The organism is Streptomyces sp. NBC_00341 (assembly GCF_041435055.1).
GTDB lineage: Bacteria > Actinomycetota > Actinomycetes > Streptomycetales > Streptomycetaceae > Streptomyces.
On sequence record NZ_CP108002.1, the window covers coordinates 5,707,254 to 5,721,429 of the forward strand.

The following is a 14,176-nucleotide window of genomic DNA, read 5'->3' on the forward strand; positions in this document are numbered from 1 at the left end:
CCCGCAGGGGATCAGAAGAACGTGCGGATGTAGTCCGTGACCGTGCCGTCCGTCCGCACCAGCGGAATCAGCTGCCACTTGTCGAAGCTCGTGCAGGGGTGCGAGAGCCCCATCCCCACCCAGTCCCCGACCTCCAGCTCGGCCCCGTCCGCCGTCCGTACCCAGGCGTGCTGGTCGGACAGCCCGGTGATCTCGATCCCCGACGCCTCGCGGACCGAACCGTCCCGCCCAGACCGCACGACCTGCGCCACGGGCAGGTCCAGGTCGTAGGCCGCGTCCCGCTTGCCCGCGTTGAGGAACGCCTGCCCGGGGGACGGGCGCGAGACGACCTGCGCCCAGAGCCGGAAGGCGGGCTGCAGCGCGCCCTCCTCGGGGACCCGGTTGAAGGGGGTCAGATGGCGGTAGTGGCCGTCGTCGTGCGAGACGTACGCCCCCGAGCGGAGCAACTTGAGTACGGGGGAGGACAGTTCCGGGATCTCCGCGAACACGTCGGCCACCGCGTCGAACCACGCGCTGCCGCCCGCACTGATCACGATCGGCTCACCGGCCTCCAGCGCGGCGAACCGCCCCCGCGCGTCGAAGGAGGCGGCCAGCGCGACGAGCCGGCGCAGCCAGTCCCGTACCCGCTCGCCGGAGGCCTCGGGCACCTCGCCCTCGTAACCGGCCACGCCCACCAGGCGCAGGGTCCCGGCCTCGCCCACCGCGTCCGCGACCTCGGCGCAGTCGGCCTCGGTACGGGCCCCCGTGCGGGCGCCCTCGCCGGCGCCGAGCTCCACGACGACGTCGACCGGCCGGGAGGCACCGGCCGCGCGCAGGGCCTCATCCATCAGCTCGACGCCGCGCACCGAGTCGACGTAGCAGACGAACCGGAATTCGGGGTCGGCGTCCAGCTCGCCCGCGAGCCACCGCAGCGCGGCGGCGTCCACGAGTTCGTTGGCGAGGAAGATGCGCCGGATCCCGTAGGCCCGGTAGACCCGCGCCTGGTGCGGCACCGCGGCGGTGATGCCCCACGCGCCGTGCTCCAGCTGGCGGGCGAACAGCTGCGGGGACATCGACGTCTTGCCGTGCGGGGCGAACGCGAGGCCGTGGCGCTCGGCGTACGTCTCCAGCAGGGCGAGGTTGTGCTCGACGGACTCGGCCGACAGGGCGAGCACCGGAGTGGTGAACCCGCCGGTGAAGAGGGAGCGCCGCTCGGCGGCCAGCTCGGCCACGGTCAGCCCCTGCGCGTCGGGCGGGAGCGCCTTGAACCGGTGGTCGACCCGCTCGTCGGCGAGTCCGGCCAGTCCGGTGAGTCCGGCCACGGGACGGTCGGCAGCCTCGGCAGCCATGGGGTGCTCCTCGATCGAAGTAGGTCGGCGTCGTACTGTTGCGTTGCAGCATATGCAACACCCATTGCGCATATCGCTCAGGGCTGTCTAACATCCGAGCCGACGCCCGGTCAATGGTTGAGAACCGGTGCCGCCCGCAGACCAAGAGGAGCCCCGAGTGTCCGGAACCCCGGCCAGGACCGCCGCAGACGCCGCGACCACGGATGTCGTCTGCCTCGGTGAGTCCATGGTGACGTTCCTGCCCTCGCAGCCGGGACGCCTCGCCGATGTGCCGTCCTTCGGCCGGGGCATCGGCGGCGCCGAGTCCAACGTCGCCTGCGCGCTCGCCGGGGCCGGACACCGGGCGGCCTGGGTGAGCCGGGTCGGGGCGGACGGCTTCGGTGACCACCTCGTCGACACGATCGCCGGCTACGGCGTCGACACCTCCGCCGTCCGGCGCGACCCCGACCGGCCCACGGGCATCTACTTCCGCACGGCGACGGACCGCGCGGCCGACGTCCACGAGGTGGCGTACTACCGGGCCGGCTCCGCCGCCTCCGCGATGTCCCCCGCCAACGTCCCGTACGAGGCGCTGCTCGCCGGCCGGGTCCTGCACCTGTCCGGCATCACCGCCGCGCTCTCCGCCGACTGCCTGGCGCTGCTGCGCGCGCTGACCGCCCCGCGCCCCGGCCGCCCGCTCGTCTCCTTCGACGTCAACCACCGGCCCGGACTGTGGCGGGGCGGCGACGCCTCCCCCCGCGTCCTGCTGGAGCTGGCCCGGGGCGCGGACCTCGTCTTCGTCGGGGACGACGAGGCGGAGGAGGCCTGGGGGATCGTGGGCGCCGAGGCGATCCGCGCGGCACTGCCGGAACCGGCGGTCCTGGTCGTGAAGCGGGGCGCGGAAGGGGCGACCGTCATCGCCGGCGACACCGTCACCGACGTCCCCGCCCTCCGCGTCGACGTCGTCGCGCCCGTCGGAGCCGGTGACGCCTTCGCGGCCGGATTCCTCTCCGCCACCCTGCGCGGACTGCCCGCCCGCGACCGGGCACGCCACGGCCACCTGATGGCCGCCGCCGCCCTCACCGTCCCCGGCGACCTCACCGACCCGCCCGCCCGCGACCGGGCCGACCGCCTGGTGGCCCTCGACGACACCGCCTGGGGGAGACTGCGTCTCGGCCCCGGGTGGACGGGGGACGACCAGGAGGTACGTACACCATGAGCGAGCGCGGCGAGCGATCCGACAAGAGGGGCGGCACCGGCGAATTCCGGGCCGAGGACAGCGGGGCACGCGGATGAGCCAGACCGTCGACCGGGCGCTGAGCATCCTGCCGCTGCTCGCGCAGGGACCCGCCGACCTCGGGCAGGTGGCCGAGCGGCTCGACGTCCACAAGTCCACCGCGCTGCGGCTGCTGCGCACGCTGCACGAGCACGGACTCGTCTACCGCCAGCAGGACCAGCGCTACCGGCTCGGCGCCCGGCTCTTCGCGCTCGCCCAGGAGGCCGTCGAGAACCTCGACGTCCGGGAGATCGCCCACCCGCACCTCGCCGAACTCAACGAGAGCTGCGGACACACCGTCCACCTCGCGGTGTACGAGGAGAACGAGGTCCTCTACATCGACAAGGTCGAGAGCCGCTACCCGGTCCGGATGTACTCCCGGATCGGCAAACCCGTCGCGATCACCGTCGCCGCCGTGGCCAAACTCCTGCTCGCCGACCTGACGGAGCCGGAACGCCGCGCCGTCGCGGAGAAGCTCGACTACCCCATGTACACGTCCCGTTCGACCCCCGGCGCCGGCGCGTTCCTCAAGGAGCTCGCCGCCGTACGCGAACAGGGCTGGGCCACCGACCTCGGTGGCCACGAGGAGTCCATCAACTGCGTCGGCGCCCCCATTCGCGGCGCCGACGGGCGCGTCGTCGCCGCCATGTCGGTCTCCGCACCGAACGTGGTCGTCACGGCGGAGGAACTCCTCACCCTGCTCCCGCTGGTCCGGCGCACCGCCGACACCATCAGCCGGGAGTACTCCGGCACCACCCGACCCAAGAAAGCCTGATCACCGATGACCGACAAGACCCCCCTCACCCCGAGCACCCACACCGCCCCGCCCGCGAAGTTCTCGCACGGGGTCCGCAAGGGGAACATCCTCCAGGTCGCCGGCCAGGTCGGCTTCCTGCCCGCCGTGGAGGGCCAGGCCCCCACCCCGGCCGGCCCCACCCTGCGCGAGCAGACCCTCCAGACCTTCGCCAACGTCAAGGCGATCCTGGAGGAGGGCGGCGCGAGCTGGGACGACGTGATGATGATGCGCGTCTACCTCACGGACGTCGACCACTTCGCCGAGATGAACGAGATCTACAACACCTACTTCGGCGAGCAGGACCTCAAGGCCGCCCCCGCCGCCCGTACGACCGTCTACGTCGGTCTCCCCAAGGGCCTGCTCATCGAGATCGACGCCCTCGCGGTGCTCGGCTGAGCCTGATCAACCAGGGCCTGCACCACCGCACCACGCACGGCACGGCGCCCCGCCCCACCGGGGCGCCCTGCCGCGCTCCCCCCGCAGGGCGTGCCGTCCAACTGCCGTCTGCCGCGCGGCGCCTGGCACGCACGCTCGCGGCGTTGCCGAAATGACCTAGTAGCTCCGCTACGAGGCCACTCCGGCGCCTTGCGATCGCACGCACCAGGCGCCGCGCGGCCGCCCTCCGGGCTACGACGACAGTTGGACGGCACGCCCTACCCAAAGCCCCATGGACGACAACGGAGTTACCCATGCAGCTCGCCGCCAGCCCCCCACCGGTCGAGACGCCACCCCACACCGGTGGACTCCTCCTCCTCATAGACGGGACGGCCGGTCTCCTGACCGTCGCCGTCCTCGGTATCGCGCTCCTCCTCCTTCTGATCATCAAGGTCAGGCTCCAGCCGTTCGTCGCACTCCTCGCCGTCTCCATAGCCGTCGGCCTGGGCGCCGGACTCTCCGTCACCGAGCTCTTCGGTACGGTGCAGAGCTCCGCCGCCGTCTCCATCATCGAATCCGGCATGGGCGGCATCCTCGGCCATGTCGCGATCATCATCGGCCTCGGCACGATGCTCGGCGCGATCCTCGAAGTCTCCGGCGGAGCCGAGGTGCTGAGCGCCCGCCTGCTGAACCTCTTCGGTGAGAAGCGCGCCCCGCTCGCCATGGGCCTGACCGGTCTGATCTTCGGTATCCCGGTCTTCTTCGACGTCGGCATCTTCGTCCTCGCGCCGATCGTGTACGCCGCCGCCAAGCGCTCCGGCAAGTCGATCCTGCTGTACGCGATGCCGCTGCTCGCGGGTCTGTCCATGACCCACGCCTTCCTGCCGCCGCACCCCGGACCGGTCGCCGCAGCGGGGCTCTTCCACGTCTCCCTCGGCTGGGTCATCCTGATGGGCGCCGTCGTCGGCATCCCGTCCGTACTGGCCGCCTGGGCCTACGCCGCCTGGATCGGGAAGCGGATCTTCGTCGACGTCCCGCAGGACATGGTCGAGGCGGCCGAGGAGGCCAAGGCCGCCGTCGTCGCCGAACAGCGCACCGCCGGAGTCACCCCGCAGGAGGCCCCGGTCGCGCTCGGGACCGTACTCGGGATCATCGGCACCCCGCTGCTGCTGATCCTCGCCGCGACGTTCTCCTCCATCGCGCTGGACCCCTCGACCCTCCGCTCGGTCATCGAGTTCTTCGGCCACCCGTTCGTCGCCCTGACGATCGCGCTGCTGCTCGCGTACTACCTGCTCGGCATCCGGCGCGGCTGGTCCCGCAAGTCCCTGGAATCGGTGTCGACCTCCTCCCTCAAGCCGGTCGGCAACATCCTGCTGGTCGTCGGCGCGGGCGGGATCTTCGGCGCCGTGCTCAAGAACAGCGGCATCGCGGACGCGCTCGCGGACACCTTCAACGACGTCGGGCTGCCGGTCATCCTGCTGGCCTGGCTGATCTCCGCGGTGCTGCGCATCGCGCAGGGTTCCGCGACCGTCGCCATCGTCACCACGGCGGGCATCGTCGTCCCGCTGGTCGAGGGCCAGGGCATGTCGCAGCCGCACCTGGCGCTGATCATCATGGCGATCTCGGCCGGTTCGATCATCGCCTCGCACGTCAACGACGGCGGCTTCTGGATGGTGTCGAAGTACTTCGGCATCTCGGAGCGCGACACCCTGAAGTCCTGGACGGTGCTGGAGACGGTCCTGTCCGTCGCGGGCTTCGTGGTCGCGTCGCTGCTCAGCCTGGTGATCTAGCCCCTGTTCCGCCGGACGGGCCCTGGCGGGCGTTACGGCCCGTGACATGCAGCAGCGCCGCCGGGGGAGCGGCGGCGCTGCTGGTCATGGATGCGGGCCCCTTGGTGCGGGACCGCGGAAGGTTACGGGAGGCCGTGCACGTGCGGGCCGACCGCGTTGGACCAGGCGTTGCCCGACTTGGCGTCCCAGTTGGTCGACCAGGTCATCGCGCCGCGCACACCGGGGTAGGTCTTCGACGGCTTGAAGGAGCCGCAGCCGGTGCCCTTGGCCAGGCAGTCCAGAGCCGCGTTCACGACCGAGGGGGCGACGTAGCCGCTGCCCGCGCCACTGGTGGAGGCGGGGACACCGAGGCCGACCTGCGAGGGGTCGAGGCCGCCCTCCAGCTGGATGCAGGCGAGCGCGGTGAGGAAGTCCACCGAACCCTGCGAGTAGACCTTGCCGTCGCAGCCGAGCATCGAACCGCTGTTGTAGTACTGCATGTTGACGACGGTCAGGATGTCCTTGATGCCGAGTGCCGTCTTGAAGTACTCACCGGCGGTCGACTGCATGTCGATGGTCTGCGGCGCCATCGTGATGACGAGGCCGGAGCCCGCCTTCTGCGACAGCGAGCGCAGCGCCTTCGTCATGTACGTGGAGTTGACGCCGTTCTCCAGGTCGATGTCGACACCGTTGAAGCCGTACTCCTGGATGAGCGCGTAGACGGAGTTGGCGAAGTTGGTCGCGGACGCGTCGCTGTTGACCGAGACCGAGCCCTTCTCGCCGCCGACCGAGATGATGACGTTCTTCCCGGCCGCCTGCTTCGCCTTGATGTCGGCCTTGAACTGGTCGACGGTGTAGCCGTTCAGCCCGGCGGTGTCCAGGTTGAAGGTGACGGCACCGGGCGTGGTCGTGGCGTCGGCGAAGGAGACCGCGATGATGTCGTAGTTCGCCGGAACGTCGCTGAGCTTCTGCACGGTGGCGCCGTTGTTGAAGTTCTGCCAGTAGCCGGTGACGGCGTGCTTGGGCACGGAGGTGGACGGGACACCCGGGTCGGTGCCGCCGCCGACGGCCGTACGGCCGCTGACCGAACCGGACTTGACGGACTCACCGGCGGCGTTGGTGGCGGTCACCGTGAACTGGTACGCGGTGTTGGCCGTGAGCCCGGTGACGGTGGCCGAGTTGCCGGTGGTGGTGGTGACCTTCGCGCCGTCCTTGTAGACGGTGTAGCCGGTCGCGCCGGACACCGCGTTCCAGGACAGGGAGACCGAGGAGGCCGTGGTCGTGCCGACCGCGAGACCGGCCGGGGCGGCGGGGATCGTCGGGCCGGGGTCGGTCCCGCCGCCGCCGTCGGGGCCGCTCACCGAGAGGTCGTCGACGAAGTAGGCGGACTGGCCGTACCAGCCGTGTGTGTACACGGTGACCGAGGTGGTGTTCGCCCCGGTCTTGAAGCTGGTCGAGAGCTGGGACCAGCTGCTGGAGCCGGGCGTCCAGGTGGACACGTCGGTGGTGCCGCTACCGCTCACGCCCAGGTAGGCGTAGCCGCCCTGGACCCAGGAGCTGAGCGCGTAGGTCGAGTTGGGCTTCACCGCGACGGTCTGGGTGCACTGGGCGTTGTCCTGGCCGGCCGGGGTGGCCTTGAGGGCGGAGGTGCCGCCGTGCACGGGGGACGAGACGGTGGCGCCGGAGCCGCCGGAACAGGTCCAGTTGGCGAGGCCCGACTCGAAGCCCGCGTTCTTGGCCACGTTGACGTCGGCGGCCTGCGCGGTGCTGACGAGACCGGTGACGGTCAGGGCGCCGGCGGCGACGACGGCCACGGCCGCGCCCAGCGCCTGACGGGTGCGACGCCCTCTTCGGCTGGTTACGGGGGAACGTTCCACTTGCTGCCTCCGTGGGGGAGTTGGGGATGGCGGGGGAGCGACACGGGGATGTCGGGGGTGTGGAATCGAGGAACGGTGGCCACCGCTGGCCGATAAACTGGTCCAGACCAATCAAGTTGTCAAGACCTCTGGCAGCGACAGCTGTCCGCGCATGCCGCCGGCCGTGGGTGGCAACCGGCTGCCCGGCGCACGTCCCCCGCACGGGTGATGTGTGCGACGGGGCCGGACAGTGACGGTTTCCGCCGCCCTTTCATATGGCGAGTGCATGTCAAGATCCACAGTGACGTGCGCGAATGAATTCCGGCGGTACGGAAATGGGAATGCCTGACAGTAACCCTCCGCAGTGATACGGGAGTTAACAACCTTCGGTTTGGTCCGATTTCGTACGGGAGTCTTGTGCGGCCGGGGGAGGCGTGGTGCTGTTGCCGGGTTCCTTTGGGTGTTCTCTGCCGTGTAGGACACGGTTAAAGTGCTGGATGAGGGGCTGAGGCGGAAGCGCGGAGCAGCAGCGATTGCGGCCGACGTCAAGGCGACGCCGACCGGAGCCGAACGGGGAACAGCGTGCCGACCGCAATAGCAGTGACCAGTGCCGACCTGGTCCTGCCGCCGACAGACCAGCAGACGCCGACGGCGGCCCTGCTCCAGTCGCCCGATGCCCAGGCGATGGATCTGGCAATCGGCGACATGCACATGATGCTGGAGCGGCACGGGTACGTAATCGCTGTGTACCCGACAGGAATCGCACTCGCGCACGAACGGCGGCTGCATGCGGTCCGCTCGGTGCTGGAGAGCGACCGCATCGCGCTGCTCAAGGTGGATCTGCCGCCGCTGGGCGTGGCCGTGCTGGTCAGGCAGTTACGGCAGCTGTCCGTCTGCGACTTCAGCCCCGGAGTGATCGCCTCCTCCGTGCGGCTTCTGTCCCACTACATCCACGCGGGCGCCCTGCTGAATTCGGTGACCAGGTTCGACCGCGTCCCCGTCAGCCTGAAGACCCACGCCCATTCCTGGGTGCCCGGCTCCCAGTTCGCCGTACTCGCCGGACCGAATCCGCAGCTCGTCAAGGTCGGTCCGACGGCGGAACCGCTGGCGGGACCCCAGTTCGGCACCCATCTGCAGGTGGCCCACGGGCAGTTGCAGTCCGATTGGGTGCGGCAGACCCTGGCGCCCGCCTGGAAGGTGCAGGCGATTCAGGACGCAAAGCTTCCCGCTGAATCCCCCCGGTGGTGGGGAACCGGGAAGCTGATCGAATTTGCCGCCTACCTTCCGGATATCTCCGTCCTGTATCAACTCGTGTCCTCAGTAAGGCGCGTGACGTGTCACTGGTGCGGAATGGAGCTGATCGGTGATCGTTGCGGTTTCTGTTCCTCACCCCTTCCCGCCACCGAGACCCGAATGCTCTCGTCCGGTGTCATGAACCAAGGGGCGCCCGCACCGCCGCGGTCGTAGCAACCGCGGATTCCTCCTCCGCGGCTCCCCTCGCGGTCCGGACGCCGTCCGTGCCGCACTCCCGGATCAGCCCGCCCGGCCCCCGCGCCCTTCCCCCGTCCGCCCCCACACACATCCGACCCGAACGAGGTTGTCCGGCCCATGAACTCCCGACAGCGCCGTGGCGTGATACTCCTGCTGCTCTCGGTCCTGTGCGCCTTCGGCGCCTTCGCCGGCGTGCTCTCGGTGATCAGCGACGTGAACTCGAAGGTCGGACCCGAGGTCTCGGCCTACCGGCTGAAGAGTGACGTCCCTCCCTTCACCGGCCTGACTCCGGACCGGTTCGAGAAGGTGTCGATGCCGAAGCGGTGGCTCTCGGCCAACGCCGTCACCGACCTCTCGGACGTCAACGGCAAGATCGCCCTCACCACGCTCAAGAAGGGCTCGCTGCTCCAGTCCGACATGATGGAGGCGCGGCCCGCCCTGAAGCCCGGTGAGCAGGAGATCGCGATCATGATCGACGCGGCCACCGGGGTGGCGGGGAAGATCACCTCCGGCGCCACGGTCAACGTCTACGCCACCTTCGCCGGTGAGCGCGAGGGCGAACCGGCCCAGTCCAAGGTCATCGTCTCCAACGCCAAGGTCCTGGACGTGGGCAAGCTGACCCCGCTGGACCCCAGCCGCGACGGCAAGGGCAGCCAGGCCACCGAAGCGGTGCCGATCACCTTCGCGCTGAACACCCTCGACACCCAGCGCATCGCGTACGCGGAATCGTTCGCGCAGCACGTACGCCTCGCGCTCATCGCACCCGGCAGCGACAGCAAGATCCGTCCGGGCGACCGCACGTACACGCTCGACAAGGACAAGTGAGGATCGGATGACCACGAGGATCCTCCCGGCCGTCGGCGAACCCGACGCGGCCAGATCCGTCACCACCCTGCTCAGCCAGCTCCCCGACGCGGAACCGGCCGCCCCGGTCGGCGACTCGACCCAGCTCATCGACACGCTCGCCCGGCTCGCGGGCGAGTCGCTCGACGAGCTGCCCGAGGTGGTGCTGGTCCACGAGCGGATCGGACCGGTGCCGGCCCTGGAGCTGATCCGGGAGGTGTCCCTGCGCTTCCCCGCCGTCGGGGTGGTGCTCATCACCGCCGACGCGAGCCCCAGCCTGTTCTCCGCCGCGATGGACTCCGGGGCACGCGGACTGGTCACCCTGCCGCTGGGCTACGAGGAACTGGTCAACCGGGTCCAGTCCGCCGCCCAGTGGTCCGTCGGCGTACGCCGGCACCTCGGCGCCGGCGGCGACGTCTTCACCGGGCCGGGCGGCACCGTCGTGACGGTCAGCGGCGCCAAGGGCGGCGTCGGGACCACCGTCGCGGCGGTGCAGCTCGCCCTCGCCGCCCAGGCCTCCGGCCGGACCGTCGCGCTCGTCGACATGGACCTCCAGTCCGGGGACATCGCCTCGTACCTGGACGTCCAGTTCCGCCGCTCCATCGTCGACCTGGCCGCGATCAGCGACATCTCCCCGCGCGTCCTGTCCGACGCGGTGTTCAGCCACAGCACCGGAATCGCGCTGCTCCTCGCCCCCGGCGAGGGGGAGCGCGGCGAAGAGGTCAGCGACCGGGCGGCCCGGCAGATCGTCAGCGCACTGCGCGCGCGCTACGAGATCCTGATCATCGACTGCGGCGCCCAGATGAGCGGTGCCAACGCCGCCGCCATCGAGATGGCCGACACCGCGTTGCTGGTCACCACCCCGGACGTGGTCGCGGTACGCGGCGCGAAGCGCATCGTACGGATGTGGGACCGGCTCCAGATCCGCAAGGCGGAGGAGACGACGACGGTCGTCAACCGCTTCAACCGCAACACCGAGATCCAGCCGGCGCTGATCCAGAAGATCACCGGGACCCGGCTCGCCGGAACGTCGGTTCCCGCGAATTTCAAGGAACTCCAGAGTGCCGTCGATGCCGGACGGATGCATGAACTCGACCAGAAGAGCGTGGTGAAGCAGGCGCTCTGGGCGCTGGCGGGGGAGCTGGGCCTGGTGAAGCTCCCCGCCGCCCAGGCGGGCCGGGAGAAGTACCGGGGCGACCGTGGCTCGATCGGCCGTCCGCGCAGGCGGGGCGAGACCGCCGGCCGTGGCAGAACCGACTGAGGGGGCGGGCGCATCCATGGCGACCACGCGGACGGCGGCGGACACCTGCACGGGCGGGGGCATAGGCAGGGGTACGGGCGAAGCCGCGGCCTCGGGCGGGAGTCGTGACCGCTACGGGGGCCGGGGCCGCGACCGCGGACAGACCGCGATCGAGTTCGTCGGGGTGACGCCCCTGATCATCCTGCTGCTCGTGCTGCTCTGGCAGTGCGCCCTGTTCGGCTACACGTTCACCCTGGCCAGCAACGCGGCGGACATGGGGGCGCGGGCCGGGGGCGGGGCGCAGGGAAACCGAGGAGCCGCCTGCGAGAGCGCGGCGAACGAGGACCTGCCCGACGCCTGGAAGTCCGGCTCCATCGGCTGCGGTGAGGGCGGAGCCGGCCTGTACCGGGCCACGGTCAGACTCAGCGTGCCCGTCCTGGTGCCCGGCGTACTCGACTGGGGGCCGACGGTCACCGGCGAAGCGGCTTCGGTGAAGGAGGGCTGAACGATGAACGGAAACAGGCGCGGCTCCCGTCGTGAGCGCGGCCAGGTCGCCATCGAGTACCTGGGGTTCATCCCGCTGCTGCTGCTGGTCGGCCTCTGCGCCATCCAGCTCGGCATCGCCGCGTACACCGTGAACCAGGCGGGCACCGCCGCGCGCGTCGCCGCCCGCACGGCCGGCCAGGACGACCCGGCCGGGTCACCCGAGCAGGCCGGCGCGAGCGCGATCAGCGGCTGGCTCGCGGACGGCCTGAGCTGGGGCTCATCGAGCGGAACCGACGACGTCACGTACACCGCCCACGTGGAGATCCCCAGCATCATCCCCGGCCTCGATCTGGGGCAGGCCACACGCAGCTCCACCATGCCGCGCGACTGAGCCCCCGCACCGCACCACCAGCAAGCCGGACCGAGGAGTTGGCACCATGAGTCTGCGGGCACGCATCACCGCCCCCGAGGAACGCGGTGGGGGCCGCGAGGACGGCCACATGGTCGCCTCCTACCGGGCCAAGCTGCTCGAGGAGATCGACCTCGCGGAGATGTCCTCGCTGGCCGCCGCCGACCGGCGGGCCCGCCTGGAGCGCGTACTCGGCCACATCATCAGCCGCGAGGGACCGGTCCTGTCGACCGTGGAGCGCTCGCAGCTGATCCGCCGGGTCGTCGACGAGGCCCTCGGCCTCGGCATCCTCGAACCGCTCCTGGAGGACGCGTCCATCACCGAGATCATGGTGAACGGGCCCGACCAGATCTTCGTGGAGCGCAGCGGCAAGGTCGAACAGCTCCCGATGCGCTTCGGCTCGCACGAACAGCTGATGCAGACCATCGAGCGCATCGTCTCCACCGTCAACCGCCGGGTGGACGAGTCGAATCCGATGGTCGACGCCCGCCTCCCCAGCGGGGAGCGCGTCAACGTGATCATCCCGCCGCTCTCCCTGACCGGCGCGACGCTCACCATCCGGCGGTTCCCCCGGTCCTTCACCCTCCCGGAGATGATCGGCTTCGGCTCGCTCGACGAGCAGATGCTGCTGCTGCTCTCGGGGCTCGTCCAGGCCAAGCTGAACATCATCGTCTCCGGCGCCACCGGCACCGGGAAGACCACCCTCCTCAACGCGCTCTCCGGGCTCATCCCGAACAACGAGCGCATCGTCACCATCGAGGACTCCGCCGAACTCCAGCTCCAGCAGAACCACGTCATCCGGCTGGAGGCCCGGCCCGCGAACGTCGAGGGCAAGGGCCAGGTCACCATCCGCGACCTGGTCCGCAACTCCCTGCGCATGCGCCCCGACCGCATCATCGTCGGTGAGGTCCGCGGCGGCGAGTCGCTCGACATGCTCCAGGCGATGTCCACCGGCCACGACGGCTCCCTCGCCACCGTGCACGCCAACAGCGCGGAGGACGCACTGATGCGGCTGCAGACCCTGGCCTCGATGTCGGAGATCAAGATCCCCTTCGAGGCGCTGCACGACCAGATCAACAGCGCCGTGGACGTGATCGTCCAGCTCACCCGGCACGCCGACGGCACCCGGAAGGTCACCGAGATCGCCGTGCTCGACTCGCACGGCCGGGACCACTACCGGATCGTCAGCGTGGCCCGCTTCAACGCCCGGCCCATGGGCGCCGACGGCCGGGTCCACGGCCACTTCCAGTACCTCCCGCTGCCCCGGAAGGCCGCCGAACGCCTCTACATGGCCGGCCAGCCCATCCCGCAGGCCTTCGGGGTCGCCACGTCCGAAGAACAGCTCGCCACCCGAGAGGCCAAGTAGGTACCGCGCCATGACCAATCTCGCCCTCCTCACGATTGGCGTCACCCTCGTCTGCGGCGTACTCGGCGTCGTGGGTCTGCACGCGTACACCGGCGGGAAGGCCGACCGCGACGCCCTCCTCGACCGCCTCTCGCACCCGGGGCAGCTGCCGTCCGCCGGGCGCCACCGCCGCTTCCAGAGCGTGGACCGCCGGCTGCGCCGGACGGGTCTTGGCCGCAGGATCGAGCTGAAGCTGACGGCCACCGGTCTGGACATCACGCCGGGCGAGTTCTTCGTCTACGCGCTGGTCGCCATGGCCGGGCTCTGGCTGGCCGCCTCCTCCGTCCTGGCCTCCTTCTTCGGGCCGGTCGCCGCCCTGATCGGCCTCTGGGGCACCAACGCCTTCCTGAACTGGCAGCGCACCAAGCGCACCGACCGCTTCATCAACCAGCTCCCCGAACTCTCCCGCATCCTCGCCAACGCCACCCAGGCCGGACTCGCCCTGCGCACCGCGCTCGCCATGGCGGCGGAGGAACTGGAGGACCCCGCGGGCGAGGAACTGGCCCGGGTCGTACGCCGGCTCGACGTGGGCGAATCGCTCGACGACGCGCTGAGCGAGCTGACCGACCGGCTGCCCTCCCGAGAACTCGTCGTCCTGGTCACCACCCTCGTCCTGTCCAACCGGGCCGGCGGCATGGTCGTCAGCTCGCTGCGCAACCTCACCCAGACGCTGGAGGAGCGCAAGGAGACCCGGCGCGAGGTCAAGACCCAGCTGTCACAGGTGACCGTCACGGCGTACGCCGTCCCGGGCTTCGGCTTCGCCGCCATGCTCCTGATGAACGCCGTGATGCCGGGCGCCCTGGACCGGATGACCGGCGCCCTGATCGGCCAGGTCGCGGTGGTCGTCGCGCTCATCCTGTACGCGATCGGATTCGTCGTAATCCGCCGCCTGTCCCGTATCGACGTCTAGAGGGGAGGAGCGG

The 14,176-nt window shown here is 70.5% G+C and carries 13 protein-coding genes; 11 read left to right on the plus strand and 2 right to left on the minus strand.

Annotated elements, in window-relative coordinates; genetic code table 11:
- Positions 1–11 precede the first annotated feature (11 nt).
- Complete coding sequence (locus OG892_RS25885; RefSeq protein WP_371630414.1) at positions 12–1,328, minus strand: amino acid deaminase; 1,317 nt, start codon at positions 1,326–1,328, stop codon at positions 12–14.
- Positions 1,329–1,485: 157 nt separating this feature from the next.
- Between OG892_RS25885 and OG892_RS25890 the strand changes: the two genes are divergently transcribed.
- The 4 genes from OG892_RS25890 (at position 1,486) to OG892_RS25905 (ending at position 5,544) form a co-directional block, all read left to right on the plus strand.
- Entirely contained in the window at positions 1,486–2,526 is a 1,041-nt protein-coding gene (locus tag OG892_RS25890; protein ID WP_371630415.1) for a sugar kinase, read from the plus strand.
- 73 nt (positions 2,527–2,599) lie between these two features.
- On the plus strand, positions 2,600–3,358 hold the full coding sequence (locus OG892_RS25895; RefSeq protein WP_073736755.1) for an IclR family transcriptional regulator: 759 nt from the start codon (positions 2,600–2,602) through the stop codon (positions 3,356–3,358).
- A 6-nt stretch (positions 3,359–3,364) separates the two neighbouring features.
- Positions 3,365–3,775, plus strand: a complete 411-nt coding sequence (locus OG892_RS25900; protein WP_073736754.1) for a RidA family protein — start codon at positions 3,365–3,367, stop codon at positions 3,773–3,775.
- Positions 3,776–4,068: 293 nt separating this feature from the next.
- Complete coding sequence (locus OG892_RS25905) at positions 4,069–5,544, plus strand: GntP family permease (RefSeq protein WP_073736753.1); 1,476 nt, start codon at positions 4,069–4,071, stop codon at positions 5,542–5,544.
- A 122-nt stretch (positions 5,545–5,666) separates the two neighbouring features.
- Here OG892_RS25905 and OG892_RS25910 read toward each other — a convergent pair whose 3' ends face one another.
- Positions 5,667–7,400 carry a glycoside hydrolase family 18 protein gene (locus OG892_RS25910; protein WP_079193504.1) on the minus strand — a complete coding sequence of 578 codons (1,734 nt, stop codon included), beginning with the start codon at positions 7,398–7,400 and terminating at the stop codon, positions 5,667–5,669.
- 579 nt (positions 7,401–7,979) lie between these two features.
- Between OG892_RS25910 and OG892_RS25915 the strand changes: the two genes are divergently transcribed.
- The 7 genes from OG892_RS25915 (at position 7,980) to OG892_RS25945 (ending at position 14,163) form a co-directional block, all read left to right on the plus strand.
- Complete coding sequence (locus OG892_RS25915; RefSeq protein ID WP_073736751.1) at positions 7,980–8,846, plus strand: hypothetical protein; 867 nt, start codon at positions 7,980–7,982, stop codon at positions 8,844–8,846.
- Positions 8,847–8,987: 141 nt separating this feature from the next.
- The gene (gene cpaB, locus OG892_RS25920) at positions 8,988–9,695 is read left to right on the plus strand and encodes a Flp pilus assembly protein CpaB (protein ID WP_073736750.1); all 708 of its coding nucleotides are present in this window, start codon (positions 8,988–8,990) and stop codon (positions 9,693–9,695) included.
- A gap of 7 nt (positions 9,696–9,702) precedes the next feature.
- Positions 9,703–10,974, plus strand: coding sequence for an AAA family ATPase (locus OG892_RS25925; protein ID WP_328865605.1), 1,272 nt, complete (start codon positions 9,703–9,705; stop codon positions 10,972–10,974).
- Between the two features lie 16 nt (positions 10,975–10,990).
- On the plus strand, positions 10,991–11,458 hold the full coding sequence (locus OG892_RS25930) for a TadE/TadG family type IV pilus assembly protein (protein WP_371630416.1): 468 nt from the start codon (positions 10,991–10,993) through the stop codon (positions 11,456–11,458).
- A gap of 3 nt (positions 11,459–11,461) precedes the next feature.
- Complete coding sequence (locus tag OG892_RS25935; protein WP_073736747.1) at positions 11,462–11,830, plus strand: TadE/TadG family type IV pilus assembly protein; 369 nt, start codon at positions 11,462–11,464, stop codon at positions 11,828–11,830.
- A 46-nt stretch (positions 11,831–11,876) separates the two neighbouring features.
- Positions 11,877–13,214 carry a CpaF family protein gene (locus OG892_RS25940; protein ID WP_328865603.1) on the plus strand — a complete coding sequence of 446 codons (1,338 nt, stop codon included), beginning with the start codon at positions 11,877–11,879 and terminating at the stop codon, positions 13,212–13,214.
- 10 nt (positions 13,215–13,224) lie between these two features.
- Positions 13,225–14,163 carry a type II secretion system F family protein gene (locus tag OG892_RS25945; protein WP_371630417.1) on the plus strand — a complete coding sequence of 313 codons (939 nt, stop codon included), beginning with the start codon at positions 13,225–13,227 and terminating at the stop codon, positions 14,161–14,163.
- Positions 14,164–14,176: the final 13 nt, after the last annotated feature.

Coding starts and splice junctions, on each gene's coding strand:
- OG892_RS25885 (WP_371630414.1), bottom strand. CDS start 1,328: ATGGCTGCCGAGGCTGCCGACCGTCCCGTGGCCGGACTCACCGGACTG.
- OG892_RS25895 (WP_073736755.1), top strand. CDS start 2,600: ATGAGCCAGACCGTCGACCGGGCGCTGAGCATCCTGCCGCTGCTCGCG.
- OG892_RS25900 (WP_073736754.1), top strand. CDS start 3,365: ATGACCGACAAGACCCCCCTCACCCCGAGCACCCACACCGCCCCGCCC.
- OG892_RS25905 (WP_073736753.1), top strand. CDS start 4,069: ATGCAGCTCGCCGCCAGCCCCCCACCGGTCGAGACGCCACCCCACACC.
- cpaB (WP_073736750.1), top strand. CDS start 8,988: ATGAACTCCCGACAGCGCCGTGGCGTGATACTCCTGCTGCTCTCGGTC.
- OG892_RS25925 (WP_328865605.1), top strand. CDS start 9,703: ATGACCACGAGGATCCTCCCGGCCGTCGGCGAACCCGACGCGGCCAGA.
- OG892_RS25930 (WP_371630416.1), top strand. CDS start 10,991: ATGGCGACCACGCGGACGGCGGCGGACACCTGCACGGGCGGGGGCATA.
- OG892_RS25935 (WP_073736747.1), top strand. CDS start 11,462: ATGAACGGAAACAGGCGCGGCTCCCGTCGTGAGCGCGGCCAGGTCGCC.
- OG892_RS25940 (WP_328865603.1), top strand. CDS start 11,877: ATGAGTCTGCGGGCACGCATCACCGCCCCCGAGGAACGCGGTGGGGGC.
- OG892_RS25945 (WP_371630417.1), top strand. CDS start 13,225: ATGACCAATCTCGCCCTCCTCACGATTGGCGTCACCCTCGTCTGCGGC.